A 12,786-nucleotide genomic window follows, 5' to 3' on the forward strand; every position below is an offset into this window, starting at 1 on the left:
CTGTGCGTAGGAACCGGGGCTTAGAACTTCAGCCCGGCTTCACGGGCGGCGTCAGCCAGAGCGGCAATCCGCCCGGCGTACTGGTTACCACCGCGGTCAAACACGACGGCCTCGACGCCTGCGGCCTTGGCGCGCTCGGCGACCAGGGCCCCGACCTGCTTGGCGAGGGCACTCTTGTCACCCTCGCCACCGCGGATGGAAGCGTCAAGCGTCGACGCCGACGCGAGCGTGTGGCCCGCGATGTCGTCGATGACCTGAGCCACCATGTGACGGTTCGAACGCGTCACAACCAGGCGCGGACGCTCGGGCGAACCCGAGATGTGCTTCCGGACGCGGATGTGGCGACGCTTGAGGGCGGCACGCTTGTAGGCGTCACCCTTGGCAATCTTTACACCGTATGCCATGGCTTACTTACCCGCCTTTCCGACCTTGCGGCGGATAACCTCGCCGGCGTACTTGACGCCCTTGGCCTTGTACGGGTCAGGCTTCCGCAGCTTGCGGATCTTCGCCGAGACCTCGCCGACCTTCTGCTTGTCGATGCCCTCGACACTGAACTTCGTGGGCGATTCGACCTTGAAGGTGATGCCTTCGGGAGCCTCGATCAGGATCGAGTGGCTGTAGCCCAGGGCGAACTCCAGATTGGAGCCCTTCGCCTGGACGCGGTAACCGACACCGCTGATCTCGAGCGCCTTGATGTATCCCTGGGTCACGCCGGTGATCATGTTCGCCACCAGCGTGCGGGACAGGCCGTGAAGGGCCTTGTTCTGACGCTCGTCGTTCGGGCGGATGACGTTCAGAACGCCGTCCTCACCCTTGGTGACCTCGATCGGCGCGGCAACGGTGTGCGAGAGGGAACCCTTGGGGCCCTTCACTGCGACCGTACGGCCATCGATGGTGACGTCCACACCGGCGGGAACCTGGATGGGGAGCTTGCCGATTCGCGACATGAGCTATTCCTCCGTTCCCGACTACCAGACGTAGGCGAGGACTTCCCCACCTACGCCCTTCTTGCTGGCCTGCTGGCCGGTCAGGAGACCGTAGGACGTGGAGATGATCGCCACGCCCAGGCCGCCGAGAACCTTCGGCAGATTGGTGGACTTTGCGTATACACGCAGACCCGGCTTCGAAATACGCTTGATGCCGGCAATCGAACGCTCGCGGTTCGGACCGAACTTCAGGTCGAGCACGAGGGTCTTGCCGACCTCGGCGTCCTCGACCTTCCAGCCGGTGATGAAGCCCTCCTGCTGGAGGATCTCCGCGATGTGCGACTTGATCTTGCTGTGCGGCATCTTGACGTCGTCGTGATACGCCGAGTTCGCGTTACGCAGACGCGTGAGCATGTCTGCGATGGGATCAGTCATGGTCATGAGTTGGCCTTCGGCCTCTCTCGCCGGGGTTTCCTGTATGCGCCATCCCTCTCCCCACTCAGTGGCGGGACGGGTGCGGTGCGGGGACCTACGGCGTAGTAAGTCGGTCTTGGGCGGCAGGCGCCCAACCACACAAGCCTACGGCATGTGAGGACGGGATCCTGCCGACCAGATACTTACCGAGAGTCTCCGGGTAATCCCAACGCCCAAAGGGCGAAGGAGAGTTACCAGGAGCTCTTGGTCACGCCCGGCAGCTCGCCACGGTGAGCCATCTCACGAAGGCACACGCGGCACAGGCCGAACTTGCGGTAGACGGAGTGGGGCCGGCCGCAGCGCTGGCAGCGGGTGTACCCGCGGACGCCGAACTTCGGCTTACGGGCGGCCTTAGCGATCAGGGACTTCTTCGCCACGGTCAGTTCTCCTTGAACGGGAAGCCGAGGTGACGAAGGAGGGCACGACCCTCGTCGTCATTGGTCGCCGTGGTGACCACGGTGATGTCCATGCCCCGGACCCGGTCGATCTTGTCCTGGTCGATCTCGTGGAACATGACCTGCTCCGTGAGACCGAAGGTGTAGTTGCCACGGCCGTCGAACTGCTTCGGCGACAGGCCACGGAAGTCACGGATACGCGGAAGCGCGAGCGACAGCGTACGGTCCAGGAACTCCCACATGCGGTCACCACGGAGGGTGACGTGGCAGCCGATCGGCTGCCCCTCGCGCAGCTTGAACTGCGCGATCGACTTGCGGGCCTTGGTGACGGCCGGCTTCTGACCCGTGATCGTGGTGAGGTCGCGCACGGCGCCATCGATCAGCTTGGAGTCGCGGGCGGCGTCGCCCACACCCATGTTGACCACGATCTTGACCAGACCGGGCACCTGCATGACGTTCTCGAAGGAGAACTCCTCACGCAGCTTGCCGGCGATTTCCTCGCGGTAGCGCGTCTTGAGACGCGGCGCAGTGGTGGTAGTCATCAGATGTCCTCACCGGTGCGCTTGGCAACGCGGATCTTGTTGCCCTCGTCGTCAAAGCGGTAGCCGACGCGAGTAACGACCTTGTTGCCGTCCTTCTCAACAACCAGCTGCACGTTGCTGACGTGGACGGGGGCCTCGGTCGTCACAATGCCACCGGTCTGCGAACCGCGAGCGGTCTGACCGGCCTTCGTGTGCTTCTTGACCCGGTTGACACCCTCGACGAGGACGCGGTCCTGAGCAGGGTAGGCAACGATGACCTTGCCCTGCTTGCCCTTGTCCTTACCGGTGATGACCTGAACCAGGTCGCCCTTCTTGATCTTCATGCTTACAGCACCTCCGGCGCGAGCGAGATGATCTTCATGAACTTCTTCTCGCGCAGCTCACGGCCCACCGGGCCGAAGATACGGGTGCCGCGGGGGTCGCCGTCGTTCTTCAGAATGACGGCGGCGTTCTCGTCGAAGCGGATGTACGAGCCATCCTGACGACGACGCTCCTTGACGGTGCGAACGATGACGGCCTTGACGACGTCACCCTTCTTCACGTTGCCACCGGGGATCGCGTCCTTGACGGTGGCGACGATGACGTCACCGATGCCCGCGTAGCGGCGACCCGAGCCACCGAGAACACGGATGGTGAGAATTTCCTTCGCACCCGTGTTGTCGGCGACACGCAGTCGCGACTCCTGCTGGATCACGTCTATCTCCTGATCGTCTGCCGGTTCCCGGCGGGGGCCGCTCCGTTACCGGAGCGAACCCCCGCCGAGCCTGGCGGAACCTGCCTGAAGGGGAAGCCCCTCAGGAATTACTTGGCCTTCTCGAGGATCTCGACGATGCGCCACCGCTTCGTGGCGGACAGCGGCCGGGTCTCCATGAGGATGACACGGTCGCCGACGCCGGCGGCGTTCTGCTCGTCGTGAGCCTTGAGCTTGTTCGTACGGCGGATGACCTTGCCGTACTTCGCGTGCTTCACGCGGTCCTCGACGGCGACGACGACGGTCTTGTCCATCTTGTCGCTGACGACCAGACCCTCACGGGTCTTGCGGAAACCGCGGTCAGTGTTGGTCTCAGTCACAGTCTTCTCGCTCATCAGACGCTCTCCACCGTCTCGATGCCGAGCTCGCGCTCACGCATCAGGGTGTAGATCCGGGCGATGTCCTTACGGACGGACTTGAGCCGGCCGTGGTTCTCGAGCTGTCCGGTCGCCGCCTGGAAGCGGAGGTTGAACAGCTCTTCCTTGGCCTCGCGGAGCTTGTTGAGGAGCTCCTCGTTGCCCAGCTCGCGCAGCTCGGACGTCTTGGTACCGGCCGACATCACGACTCACCTGCCTCGCGCCGAACAATCCGGCACTTCATCGGAAGCTTGTGAGCAGCGCGGGTGAGCGCCTCACGAGCAATCTTCTCGTTCGGGTAGGACAGCTCGAACATCACCCGACCCGGCTTGACGTTCGCGATCCACCACTCGGGAGAACCCTTACCGGAACCCATGCGGGTCTCGGCAGGCTTCTTCGTCAGGGGACGGTCCGGGTAGATGTTGATCCAGACCTTGCCGCCACGCTTGATGTGACGGGTCATCGCGATACGAGCGGACTCGATCTGACGGTTCGTCACGTACGCCGGGGTCAGCGCCTGGATGCCGTACTCGCCGAACGCAACCTGCGTGCCACCCTTGGACATACCGCTGCGCTTCGGGTGGTGCTGCTTGCGGTGCTTGACCCTACGGGGGATCAGCATTTCGGTCAGGCCTCCGTTCCGGTGCTCTCAGCCGCCGGAGCAGCGGCGGGCGCCTCGGCCTTGGGGGCCTCGGCGGCCGGAGCCGACTGCTGCGGCTTGCGGCCGCGACCGCCACGCTCGCCGCCACCGCGGCCACCGCGGCCGGCCGGACGGTCAGCGCCGCCACGGGCCGGGCGGTTGCCCGCACGGGCAGCAGCGTTCTCGGCGCGGACCTCGGCGATGTTCTTGACGTCGCCCTTGTAGATCCAGACCTTCACGCCGATGCGGCCGAAGGTCGTCTTGGCCTCGAAGAAGCCGTAGTCGACGTTCGCACGGAGGGTGTGCAGGGGCACGCGGCCCTCGCGGTAGAACTCCGAGCGGGACATCTCGGCGCCGCCGAGGCGACCGCCGCACTGGATCTTGATGCCCTTGGCGCCGGCCTTCATCGTGCTCTGCATGCTCTTACGCATGGCACGACGGAAGGAGACGCGGGAGGAGAGCTGCTCGGCGACGGCCTGGGCCACCAGCTGAGCGTCCACCTCGGGGTTCTTGACCTCGAGGATGTTCAGCTGGACCTGCTTGCCGGTCAGCTTCTCCAGCTCGCCACGGATGCGGTCGGCCTCGGCGCCGCGGCGGCCGATGACGATGCCCGGGCGGGCGGTGTGGATGTCAACGCGGACGCGGTCGCGGGTGCGCTCGATCTCAACCTTCGAGATGCCGGCTCGCTCCATGCCCTTCGTCATCATGCGACGAATGGCAACGTCTTCCTTGACGTAGTCCTTGTACAGCTTGTCGGCGTACCAACGGGACTTGAAGTCCGTGGTAATGCCGAGCCGGAACCCGTGCGGGTTTACCTTCTGGCCCATTACCGGGTTCCTTCCTTGCTGCTGACGACCACGGTGATGTGGCTGGTCCGCTTACGGATCCGGTAGGCACGGCCCTGAGCACGCGGACGGAACCGCTTCAGGGTCGGACCCTCGTCCACGTACGCCTCGCTGATGACCAGCGAAGAGGCGTCAGGGTGGTCGTAGTTGTGTGCAGCGTTGGCAATGGCGCTGTCAAGCACCTTGCCAACCGGCACGCTCGCGGCCTGCGGGGCGAAACGCAGGACCGCCTGAGCCTCCGTGGCATCCATGCCACGGATGAGGTCCACCACTCGGCGGGCCTTCATGGGCGTGACGCGGATGTACCGCGCCTGGGCCCTGGCTTCCATGGTTGTCCCTTCGGTGTGAGTCATAGTCGTTTCCACCCCGCGCTAGCGGCGCTTCGACTTCCGGTCGTCCTTGACGTGGCCGCGGAAGGTGCGAGTCGGCGAGAACTCGCCGAGCTTGTGGCCGACCATCGACTCGGTGACGAACACCGGGACGTGAATCTTGCCGTTGTGCACCGCGATGGTGTGACCCAGCATGGCCGGGATGATCATCGAGCGACGGGACCAGGTCTTGATGACGTTCTTGGTGCCGGCTTCGTTCTGTACGTCCACCTTCTTGACGAGGTGGCCGTCGACGAAGGGCCCCTTCTTGAGACTGCGCGGCATCTAAACCCGCTCCTAGCGCTTCTTGTTCGTCTTGCGGCGGCGGACGATGTACTTGCTCGATGCCTTCTTCGGCGAGCGAGTACGACCCTCCTTCTGACCCCACGGCGAGACCGGGTGACGTCCACCGGAGGTCTTGCCTTCACCACCACCGTGCGGGTGGTCGACCGGGTTCATCGCAACACCGCGGACGGACGGGCGAACGCCCTTCCAGCGCATGCGACCGGCCTTGCCCCAGTTGATGTTCGACTGCTCGGCGTTGCCGACCTCGCCAATCGTGGCGCGGCAGCGGGCGTCGACCAGGCGGATCTCACCCGACGGCATACGAAGGTGGGCCATGGTGCCCTCCTTCGCCAGCAGCTGCACGGAGGCACCCGCGGAACGGGCGAACTTCGCGCCGCCGCCGGGCCGCAGCTCGATGGCGTGGATGGTCGTACCGACCGGGATGTTGCGCAGCGCCAGGTTGTTACCGGGCTTGATGTCGGCGGCCGGGCCGTTCTCGACACGGTCGCCCTGCGTCAGGCCACGCGGCGCGATGATGTAGCGCTTCTCGCCGTCCGCGTAGTGCAGCAGCGCGATGCGCGCGGTGCGGTTCGGGTCGTACTCGATGTGCGCGACCTTGGCCGGCACGCCGTCCTTGTCGTGACGACGGAAGTCGATCACGCGGTAGGCGCGCTTGTGGCCACCACCCTGGTGGCGAACGGTCACACGACCGGTGTTGTTACGGCCGCCCTTGCTGTGCAGGGGGCGGACCAGCGACTTCTCCGGCGTGGACCGCGTGATCTCGACAAAGTCGGCGACGCTGGAGCCACGACGGCCCGGGGTCGTCGGCTTGTACTTGCGGATACCCATTTCTCAGTCCTCGTCCGATTCCGGACGACTCGACCTCCGCTAGGAGGTCGGGCCGCCGAAGATGTCGATACGGTCGCCCTCAGCGAGGGTCACGATGGCGCGCTTGGTGTCAGCGCGCTTGCCGAAACCGGTCTTGGTGCGCTTGCGCTTACCCTGACGGTTGATCGTGTTGACCCCGGTGACCTTGACCGAGAAGACCGCTTCCACGGCCTGCTTGATCTGGGTCTTGTTGGAGCCGGGCGCGACGATGAACGTGTACTTGTTCTCGTCGAGCAGCGCGTAGCTCTTCTCCGAAACAACCGGCTTGACGAGAACGTCACGCGGGTCGGAGTAGGTCTTGCTCGTGATGGTCGTGCTGGTAACGGTCGCCTCACTCATCAGGCGTCGCTCCCTTCGGTCTCAGCGGTCTGGGGGCCAGACACGAAGGACTCGAAAGCGGCCTGGGTGAAGACCACGTCGTCAGAGACGATCACGTCGTACGTGTTCAGCTGGCCCGGGTCCAGGATGTGCACCTGGGGCAGGTTGCGCGCGGAGAGCCACGCGGCCTCGTCGTTGCGCTCGACGACCAGGAGCACGTTGTTGCGCTCCGAGATCTTGCCGAGCAGCGTCTTGACGGCCTTGGTGGAGATACCGCTCTCGACCACGCCGGTGACGACGTGGATGCGCGAGTGGCGCGCCCGGTCCGAGAGGGCACCGCGCAGGGCGGCGGCCTTCATCTTCTTCGGGGTGCGCTGCGAGTAGTCGCGCGGCTTGGGGCCGTGCACGACGCCACCGCCGACGAACTGCGGCGCGCGGGTCGAACCCTGGCGGGCGCGGCCGGTGCCCTTCTGGCGGTACGGCTTGCGGCCACCACCACGGACTTCACCGCGGCGCTTGGTCGAGTGCGTGCCCTGACGGGCAGCTGCCAGCTGTGCGACAACGACCTGGTGGATCAGCGGAACGCTGGTCTTGGCGTCGAAGATCTCCGCGGGGAGCTCGACGGTACCGGCCTTGTCGCCTGCCGGCGAAAGGATGTCAATGGTGCTCATTACCTCAAGCCCCCTTGGCCGCGGTACGGACCAGGACGAGGCCGCCGTTCGGACCGGGGACTGCGCCCTTGATGAGGAGCAGACCCTTCTCCGCGTCAACCGCGTGGATGGTCAGGTTCTGGGTGGTGACGCGCTCGTTGCCCATCCGGCCGGCCATGCGCATGCCCTTGAAGACACGCCCAGGGGTGGCGCAGCCACCGATCGAACCGGGGGAACGGTGCTTGCGCTGGACGCCGTGTCCGGCGCCGAGGCCCTTGAAGTTGTGACGCTTCATGACACCGGCGAAGCCCTTGCCCTTGCTCTTGCCCGTGACGTCAACCTTGACGCCGGACTCGAACACCTGGGCGGTGATCTCCTGGCCCAGCGTGTACTCGCTGGCGTCAGGGGTGCGGAGCTCCACCAGGTGGCGGCGCGGGGTCACGTCGGCCTTGGCGAAGTGGCCCTTGAGGGGCTTGTTCACCTTGCGCGGGTCGATCTCGCCGAAGGCGATCTGGACCGACTCGTAGCCGTCGCTGTCATTCGTACGAACCTGCGTCACGACGCACGGCCCGGCCTTGACGACGGTCACCGGGACAACCCGGTTGTTCTCGTCCCAGACCTGGGTCATGCCGAGCTTCTCGCCCAGGACGCCCTTGATGTTCTTGCTCATCTCGGCCCGTCCCCTCAGAGCTTGATCTCGATGTCGACGCCAGCCGGCAGGTCGAGGCGCATCAGCGAGTCAACCGTCTTCGGCGTGGGGTCGAGAATGTCGATGAGGCGCTTGTGCGTGCGCATCTCGAAGTGCTCGCGAGAGTCCTTGTACTTGTGCGGCGACTTGATGACGCAGTACACGTTCTTCTCAGTGGGCAGCGGCACCGGGCCCGCGACCGACGCACCAGTGCGGGTCACCGTCTCGACGATCTTCTTCGCCGAGGAATCGATGACCTCGTGGTCGTAGGCCTTGAGCCGGATGCGGATCTTCTGTCCCGCCATGGCTACTAGTAGTCCTGTCTCTCGTAACGCTCTGGAACCCGAGGTTCTGGTAACTCCGCCTCCGACCCACGCGGTCGGGCGTGTCGCATCCCCTCTACGAAAATCTCCCGAAGGAGATCCCAACCAAGGGGGTGCGGGCCTGAGACCGCGCTGCCGGGGGAGGAACCCCACCGGGCGCCTGGCCGGTGCCACACATGCGCTTCCCGAAAGATTCCCGTACGTCCGGCCCTTACAGGGCCGACGAGTACTGTGGGACTCGCTTCCGGTCCTCCCGGCGGGAGGCGCGCAGCATTGACACTCAACCGAGCAACCTGGTCAGTGTGCCATACGGGGCACGAGCCTGGCCAATCGGGCGAGGATCTTACCCCCCGCGCCGACGTGGTCAAACGCGGGCACGAATCGTGACCGCCCCGCCCGTGCCTCATGCCGCGATATTCGGTCGAGTGCCGCAGGCCCCCGGCCCTAGTGTGACCGGCCGGGACGGCGACTCACGGGGGCACAGAACATGCGTACGCACTATCCACGGACGCCGCATCTGCCCTGGTCACCCGGGGCCACCTCGGACGACGTGCGCCTGGCCGACCTCGCCGGGCTGACCGGCTCCGAGGTCGTGGTCACCGAGAAGCTGGACGGCGAGAACACCACGCTGTACGCCGACGGGCTGCACGCCCGCTCCCTCGACTCGGCGCACCATCCCTCCCGGGGATGGGTCAAGGCGCTCCAGGGCCGCATCGGCCCGCGGATCCCGGCGGGGTGGCGGATCTGCGGCGAGAACATGTTCGCCCGCCACTCGATCCCGTACGAGGACCTCGCGAGCCACTTCTACGGCTTCTCCGTCTGGGACGGCGAGGTCTGCCTGGACTGGGACCGGACCGTGGACTTCCTGCGGGATCTGGGGATCCCGACGCCGGCGGTGCTGTGGCGCGGCGCGTTCGACGCCCGGGCCGAGAAGGCGCTGCGCGCGCTGAAGCCTGACACGGACCACCAGGAGGGGTACGTCGTCCGCCCTGCCGAGAGCTTTCCCGCGGCGGCGTTCAGGCGGCGGGTGGCGAAGTGGGTGCGGCCGGGCCACGTCACGACGGACACCCACTGGATGCACGCGGAGGTCGTGGAGAACGGGCTGGGCCCGGCCGCCGCGCTGTGGGCCGTGCGTTCGGGCGCCCCGGTGGACCCGGCGGCACTCGCCGTCGCCGCGGGCACCGGCCCGGGCGACGCACCGGCCGCCCTCGCGACGGCCGACGCCCTGGACGCACGCGGCCGCACCGGCGACGACCGGCTGGCCGGGGTGCTCGCCGCCCTGCTGCACCGAACCCGCCGGGCGGCCCTCGCACCGGCCCTCGCCGGACCGCTCGGACTGCCGCTCGCCCGGCGGACCGCGGACCTCGTCGGCCTGTACCCCGCACTGCACCGCCCCTACCCGGACGAGGAGCGCCGCAGCGGCCTGGCACGGATGTCGCTCGCCGCCGACCTGACGGTCCTGCACGCGCTGGCCGGTGCGACGGCCGACGGGGCCGAGGCCCGCGAGCAGGTGGAATGGTCCGCCCTGCACGCCCAGGACGTGGCGGAACCCGCCGGACTGCCCGAGGCCTTCGCCGGCCTGGAGCCGGAGGCCGCCGCCCGCTGCCTGGCGCAGGCCCGCGAGGCGTACGCGCTGGGCCGCCTCACCACCGCGGAGGAGGCGGTCGCCGCGACCTGGCGGTGGCGGTCCGGGGACTTCCCGCGCCTGATCCACCTGGCCGGCCCCTCCGGCAGCGGCAAGAGCACCTTCGGCCGCGGACTGCCCGGCATCGCCACGTACCTCTCCCTCGACGACCTCCGCGAGTCCCGCGGATCGCGCGCCGACCAGAGCGCCAACGCGGACGTCCTGCGCGAGGGGCTGCGGCGCCTGGACGCCGCGCTGGTCCCCGGCGCCACCGTGGTCTGGGACGCCACCTCGCTGGGCCCGCACCAGCGCTCCCTGGTGCACGCCGTCGCCGCGCGCAGGGACGCCCTGCTCACCCATGCGGTGGCGTGGATCGGCGAGGACGAGCTCACCGCGCGCAACGGCCGGCGAACCCATCCGGTGCCCCCGGAGGTCCTGGCCTCCCAACTGCGCCGCTTCGTCCCCCCGTATCCCGGCCGGGCACACCGCACCTGGTACATCGGGACGAGCGGAACCGTGGAGGACCGGACCTGATGCGTACGAGCGAGGAGATCTACCACCGGGTCCGCTGGGACGCCCGGTTCGACCCGGCGCGCTTCGTGCTCGGGGTCGCCCAGCGCGGCCGGGACCCCGAGCGGGTGCCGCTGGAGCGGTTCACCCCGGGCGGGGACATCCCCTGGCACCGGGTGCTGTTCTTCGAGGCGGACGGCGAGGTGGTGTGGGACCGCGCCACGGGGACCGACCGGATCGACGCCACGGGGGCGGGCCGGATGCGCAGCCCGCGCCGGCTGCCGTCCCCGTACTTCACCTCCCGTGTCCCGCACGCCTTCTCCCCGGCCACTCGCACCTGGGAGCCGGCGCTCACCGCCGCCCCCGGACCGTGCGCCGCGCTGACGGTCCTCACCTGGAACACCCTCTGGGACCGGTACGACAGCGACCGCATCGACACCGCCCGCCGCCGCCCGCTCCTGCTCGACGCCCTGCGCGCGGCGGACGCGGACGTCATCGCGCTCCAGGAAGCGGAGCCCGCGCTCCTCGATCTGCTGCTGGCCCGCGACTGGGTACGGGACGGGTACGTCCTCGCCACCGACCCGGCAGGCCGCGACGTGGCGGACTGTGGTCTGCTGCTGCTCAGCCGGCTGCCCGTGAGCGAGGCGGCTCTGCACACCCTCGGCCCGCACAAGGCGGTGGCCGCGGCCGTCGTCGAGACGGCCGTGGGCCCCGTCACGGTGGCCGTGACCCACCTCAGCAGCGACCACTCCCCCGAGGGCGCCGCCCGCCGTGACGCCGAACTGTCGGACCTGGCAACGGGGTTGGCGGGCATCGAGGGCGAGCTGCTGCTCGTGGGCGACTTCAACGACGGCGGTGACCGCCCGCAGACCCGACTGTCGATGGCGGACGCCTGGAGCGAGGTGCACGGCCCCGCCGACCGCACCCCGACCTTCGACCCGTCCGTGAACCCCCTGGCAGCGATCTCCTCCCTGTCCGGCCGCGTCTCCCGGCTGGACAGGGTCCTGCTGCGTACGGAACGGCTGCGCACCCGGTCGGCGGCCCTGACCGGCGAGGTACCCGGCCCGGAGGGGCTGTACGTCTCCGATCACTACGGGGTCCGGGTGGAGCTGGGCCCGCCCGTGCCGGCGGCGACCGAGGCCATCGCGGAACGGGTCGCCGCCGCGCTCCCCGGCGCCCGGATCCACGTCGTCGGCTCCCGGCGCCTGGGCTGCGCGCTGCCGGGCGCGGACCTGGACCTGGTGGCGGCGCTGCCCGGCGCCCCCGATCCGGCAGGTGTACGGCAACGGCTGGCCGCCGCGTTCCCGGAGGCGCGGGACCTGCGCGAGGTGTCCGGCGCCCGGGTGCCGGGCCTGCGCTGGCACCTCGACGGCCTCCGGGTCGACCTGGTCACCGTGGCGACCGGCACCCTCTCCCCCGCCGATGCGGTGGCCCGCCGCTCGGAGCTGGGCGAGGCGGCGGCGATCGCGCTCAGCGCTGTGAGCGACGCCGACGCAGTGCTCGCGGTGGCGGATCCGCACGCGGACGCATTCGCCGCCCTGGCCCGGGACGTCAAGGCGTGGGCGGCGGCGAGGGGCCTCGACTCGGCGCCCTGCGGCGGGCTGCCGGGCCTCGCCTGGACCGTGCTCGCGGCCCGCAGCGCACACGAGGCGGGCGACCTGCCGCCGCTCGCGCTGCTCCGGCACTTCTTCGCGACCTGGGCGGCGTGGGACTGGCGCGAGGCGGTGGGAGGGGCCGCGGCCGCCGGGGCACCCGTGACGGTGCTGACCCCGGCTTCCCCCGTGCGTTCCTGCACCTCGCAGGTCTCCGTCACCGGCCGCGATCTCCTCACCGCCGAGCTCTACCGCGCCTGGGAGCTCCTGGAGTCCGCCGAGGACGGCGCCGACCCTCGCTCGCTGCTGTGCGCGCCGCCGCGCCTCCCCGACCTGCACCCGTCCTGGGCCCTCGCCTCCGCACCCCCGGACGGCCCGGACGCGGGGCGGTTGCGCGGGCGCCTCCTGGCCCTGGCCGCCGCCCTCGCCGAGGCGGGCGCCGCCGACTGCCGTATCTGGCCGCGCCCGCTCACCGTCGGCGGTCGCACGGGGTACGCGATCGGGCTCGGTGCGACCCCACCGGACGGGGCCCGGCTGGCGGAGATCGGGGCGGAGGTGCTGCGGGGGATCCGGGACGCGTCGTTGGCCCCGGTGAGTACGTGTCCGTAAGG

General features: G+C 68.7%; 20 protein-coding genes. 2 read left to right on the top strand and 18 right to left on the bottom strand.

Annotation, left to right across the window (positions count from 1 at the left end):
• Nucleotides 1-20: 20 nt before the first annotated feature.
• The 18 genes from rplR to rpsJ all read right to left on the bottom strand — a co-directional run bounded on the left by rplR (nt 21) and on the right by rpsJ (nt 8,431).
• Entirely contained in the window at nt 21-404 is a 384-nt protein-coding gene (gene rplR, locus ACIBJG_RS25905) for a 50S ribosomal protein L18 (protein WP_219569007.1), read from the bottom strand.
• Nucleotides 405-407: 3 nt separating this feature from the next.
• On the bottom strand, nt 408-947 hold the full coding sequence (rplF, locus tag ACIBJG_RS25910; RefSeq protein ID WP_399310838.1) for a 50S ribosomal protein L6: 540 nt from the start codon (nt 945-947) through the stop codon (nt 408-410).
• 21 nt (nt 948-968) lie between these two features.
• Nucleotides 969-1,367, bottom strand: coding sequence for a 30S ribosomal protein S8 (rpsH, locus tag ACIBJG_RS25915; RefSeq protein ID WP_399310839.1), 399 nt, complete (start codon nt 1,365-1,367; stop codon nt 969-971).
• A 224-nt stretch (nt 1,368-1,591) separates the two neighbouring features.
• Nucleotides 1,592-1,777, bottom strand: coding sequence for a type Z 30S ribosomal protein S14 (locus ACIBJG_RS25920; RefSeq protein WP_024491590.1), 186 nt, complete (start codon nt 1,775-1,777; stop codon nt 1,592-1,594).
• A gap of 2 nt (nt 1,778-1,779) precedes the next feature.
• Entirely contained in the window at nt 1,780-2,337 is a 558-nt protein-coding gene (gene rplE, locus ACIBJG_RS25925) for a 50S ribosomal protein L5 (RefSeq protein ID WP_399310841.1), read from the bottom strand.
• On the bottom strand, nt 2,337-2,660 hold the full coding sequence (gene rplX, locus ACIBJG_RS25930; protein WP_018550616.1) for a 50S ribosomal protein L24: 324 nt from the start codon (nt 2,658-2,660) through the stop codon (nt 2,337-2,339). Before rplX ends, rplE begins: the two co-directional genes overlap by 1 nt.
• 2 nt (nt 2,661-2,662) lie before the next feature.
• Entirely contained in the window at nt 2,663-3,031 is a 369-nt protein-coding gene (gene rplN / locus ACIBJG_RS25935) for a 50S ribosomal protein L14 (protein ID WP_003966950.1), read from the bottom strand.
• Nucleotides 3,032-3,138: 107 nt separating this feature from the next.
• Nucleotides 3,139-3,423: a 30S ribosomal protein S17 gene (gene rpsQ / locus ACIBJG_RS25940; RefSeq protein WP_393612584.1), complete on the bottom strand. Its 285-nt coding sequence runs from the start codon at nt 3,421-3,423 to the stop codon at nt 3,139-3,141.
• A complete protein-coding gene (rpmC, locus tag ACIBJG_RS25945; protein ID WP_024494976.1) occupies nt 3,423-3,647 on the bottom strand; it encodes a 50S ribosomal protein L29 in 225 nt (74 codons plus the stop codon). Before rpmC ends, rpsQ begins: the two co-directional genes overlap by 1 nt.
• Nucleotides 3,647-4,066: a 50S ribosomal protein L16 gene (gene rplP, locus ACIBJG_RS25950; protein ID WP_003966953.1), complete on the bottom strand. Its 420-nt coding sequence runs from the start codon at nt 4,064-4,066 to the stop codon at nt 3,647-3,649. Before rplP ends, rpmC begins: the two co-directional genes overlap by 1 nt.
• Nucleotides 4,067-4,071: 5 nt before the next feature.
• Nucleotides 4,072-4,911 carry a 30S ribosomal protein S3 gene (gene rpsC / locus ACIBJG_RS25955; RefSeq protein ID WP_024494975.1) on the bottom strand — a complete coding sequence of 280 codons (840 nt, stop codon included), beginning with the start codon at nt 4,909-4,911 and terminating at the stop codon, nt 4,072-4,074.
• A complete protein-coding gene (gene rplV, locus ACIBJG_RS25960; protein ID WP_026290933.1) occupies nt 4,911-5,258 on the bottom strand; it encodes a 50S ribosomal protein L22 in 348 nt (115 codons plus the stop codon). Before rplV ends, rpsC begins: the two co-directional genes overlap by 1 nt.
• A 42-nt stretch (nt 5,259-5,300) precedes the next feature.
• Nucleotides 5,301-5,582 (bottom strand): 30S ribosomal protein S19, encoded by a 282-nt coding sequence (gene rpsS / locus ACIBJG_RS25965; protein ID WP_015610726.1) that lies wholly within the window; start codon nt 5,580-5,582, stop codon nt 5,301-5,303.
• A gap of 12 nt (nt 5,583-5,594) precedes the next feature.
• A complete protein-coding gene (rplB, locus tag ACIBJG_RS25970) occupies nt 5,595-6,431 on the bottom strand; it encodes a 50S ribosomal protein L2 (RefSeq protein ID WP_145765090.1) in 837 nt (278 codons plus the stop codon).
• A 39-nt stretch (nt 6,432-6,470) separates the two neighbouring features.
• Nucleotides 6,471-6,809: a 50S ribosomal protein L23 gene (gene rplW, locus ACIBJG_RS25975; protein WP_362549872.1), complete on the bottom strand. Its 339-nt coding sequence runs from the start codon at nt 6,807-6,809 to the stop codon at nt 6,471-6,473.
• Nucleotides 6,809-7,459 carry a 50S ribosomal protein L4 gene (rplD, locus tag ACIBJG_RS25980; protein ID WP_326738104.1) on the bottom strand — a complete coding sequence of 217 codons (651 nt, stop codon included), beginning with the start codon at nt 7,457-7,459 and terminating at the stop codon, nt 6,809-6,811. The genes rplW and rplD overlap by 1 nt, the downstream gene beginning before the upstream one ends.
• 4 nt (nt 7,460-7,463) lie before the next feature.
• Nucleotides 7,464-8,108 (bottom strand): 50S ribosomal protein L3, encoded by a 645-nt coding sequence (rplC, locus tag ACIBJG_RS25985; protein WP_136328436.1) that lies wholly within the window; start codon nt 8,106-8,108, stop codon nt 7,464-7,466.
• 14 nt (nt 8,109-8,122) lie between these two features.
• Complete coding sequence (gene rpsJ, locus ACIBJG_RS25990) at nt 8,123-8,431, bottom strand: 30S ribosomal protein S10 (RefSeq protein WP_003948644.1); 309 nt, start codon at nt 8,429-8,431, stop codon at nt 8,123-8,125.
• Nucleotides 8,432-8,936: 505 nt separating this feature from the next.
• On the opposite strand from rpsJ, the gene ACIBJG_RS25995 reads away from it, so the two are divergent.
• Both ACIBJG_RS25995 and ACIBJG_RS26000 read left to right on the top strand, forming a co-directional pair.
• Nucleotides 8,937-10,607: an RNA ligase family protein gene (locus tag ACIBJG_RS25995; RefSeq protein WP_399310844.1), complete on the top strand. Its 1,671-nt coding sequence runs from the start codon at nt 8,937-8,939 to the stop codon at nt 10,605-10,607.
• A complete protein-coding gene (locus tag ACIBJG_RS26000) occupies nt 10,607-12,784 on the top strand; it encodes an RNA repair domain-containing protein (protein ID WP_399310846.1) in 2,178 nt (725 codons plus the stop codon). Before ACIBJG_RS25995 ends, ACIBJG_RS26000 begins: the two co-directional genes overlap by 1 nt.
• The last annotated feature ends 2 nt before the right edge of the window (nt 12,785-12,786 follow it).

Source organism: Streptomyces sp. NPDC050422 (genome assembly GCF_044458665.1).
In the GTDB taxonomy this organism is placed as follows: Bacteria; Actinomycetota; Actinomycetes; order Streptomycetales; family Streptomycetaceae; genus Streptomyces.